The sequence below is a fragment of the Candidatus Protofrankia californiensis genome (assembly GCF_900634765.1).
GTDB classification, from domain to species: domain Bacteria; phylum Actinomycetota; class Actinomycetes; order Frankiales; family Frankiaceae; genus Protofrankia; species Protofrankia californiensis.
Genome location: NZ_CAAAFT010000364.1, coordinates 1,002 through 2,582 on the forward strand (window position 1 = coordinate 1,002; position 1,581 = coordinate 2,582).

General features: G+C 65.8%; 2 protein-coding genes. One reads left to right on the forward strand and one right to left on the reverse strand.

Annotation, left to right across the window (positions count from 1 at the left end):
• Nucleotides 1-171 precede the first annotated feature (171 nt).
• Complete coding sequence (locus DD1DGNOD_RS18775) at nt 172-522, reverse strand: hypothetical protein (RefSeq protein WP_131770728.1); 351 nt, start codon at nt 520-522, stop codon at nt 172-174.
• Between the two features lie 652 nt (nt 523-1,174).
• On the opposite strand from DD1DGNOD_RS18775, the gene DD1DGNOD_RS18780 reads away from it, so the two are divergent.
• The coding region (locus DD1DGNOD_RS18780; protein ID WP_131770729.1) for a nitroreductase family deazaflavin-dependent oxidoreductase at nt 1,175-1,581 on the forward strand (407 nt) is incomplete at its 3' end.

A 1,581-nucleotide genomic window follows, 5' to 3' on the forward strand; every position in this document is an offset into this window, starting at 1 on the left:
GCAGCTTGAGCAACGCCGGCCGCTGTGGCCGCAGTTGCGGAACATCCGCGATCCGCGCGTCGACGAGACGTGCAAGATCACCGGTACGGGTGGCCCGCCACACGTCGAACTCGAACCAGGACTGGGGAACCCGGAGTGTGAACCACGAAGGAACACCGGTGGTTGTCACGCTCACTGCGCGCGGCCCGCAGCCACCGGCGAAGCGGACGCCGCGACAACAGGAGCCGCAGGTAGGGCCGACGGCAACGCCCTGGCCAGGCCGGAATCCACCTCGGACACCCCCTCGGCCAGCCCGCGTAGCAGGCCGGATGCCCGCTCCAGCAACTTGTCCATCGACTCGCGGCTGTCCGACGAATGGCTCACGAAATGATCCAGCGCCGTTTCCACCTCCTTCGAGCCGGTCACACCATGCAGACCGTCGAAGGCGGCACCGAGAGAAGTAAGAGTGCTGCGAATATCGGCCAGGTGGCTGGAGACCTGCCGGGCGACATCGGGATCGCACTCGAAGACACTCGCCGTCATGTCATCACCCCTTACTCCGGCTACACACGCCTACCATAGCCCGGCCGGCCTGGCGTCTTCGGCGCATCCTCACCGGGTATGGCCAACGACAGAGCCACAGCCTGAAGACACCTGAAAGGCTAGCCAGCACCCTATCAAGAAGCAATAAGAACAGACCGTAGCGACCAAAGGCTGTGCGATCATGGCTCTTTTCGTATGGCCGGGGCCGAGGGATTGCTGGAAAAACAGCGCACGGACATCACGTCCCCAAGGGCGCCCCTCGAAGCACGTCGTGGACCTCGCCGCAGGCTTACCATGGGATGCCACGGGGACATGCGTCGCGGCGGACGGGTTCATGTGTAAACGTACCGAAGCCATGCGTAAACTACCGCAAGCGATGCGCGTAGGACTTCGGGCGAGTCAGGGGACGACGGGGGCGTAGCCGGGGTCGGGCCATCGGAGGCCACCGAGATTTCCGCTGCTCGGCAGGGTACGACAGCCAATATGCGGGGTATGACAATCACCCTTGTGGAACCGTTCAGGGGACCAAAGGCGGCGTGATCATGGTTTTGGCGCGACCGGGCTTCCGAACTTGCCGGATCCGGCAGGTCCGGAAGCCGGTCCGGCAGGTCCGGGAAGCCCAGGTCCCCGGTCACTTCGAGGAGGTCACCACATGCCTCTGCCCAAATGGATCGCCTCGGCCAACCGCCGGGCCACCAACCGCGTCACCGGTCCCGCCGCGACACGTGTGCCGGGTTTCGGTGTCATCGTGCACAAGGGACGCCAGTCGGGCCGCGAGTATCGGACCCCTGTCAACGTGTTCACCTCCGACGGCGGTTACGTCGTCGCGCTGACCTATGGAAGCGACTCGGACTGGGTCAGGAACGTGCTGGCCGCCGGGGGTTGCGAGCTGGAACACCGGGGCCACCGGGAGGGTCTCGGCTCGCCGCACATCGTCCATGACGAAAGCCGGCGCCAGGTGCCTGCCGCGCTCCGGCCCGTGCTCGGCGCCATCAGCGTCTCGGACTTCATGACCCTGCAACCCCGGCCCACGCCGGTGTCCACGGCCGGCGACCAGCA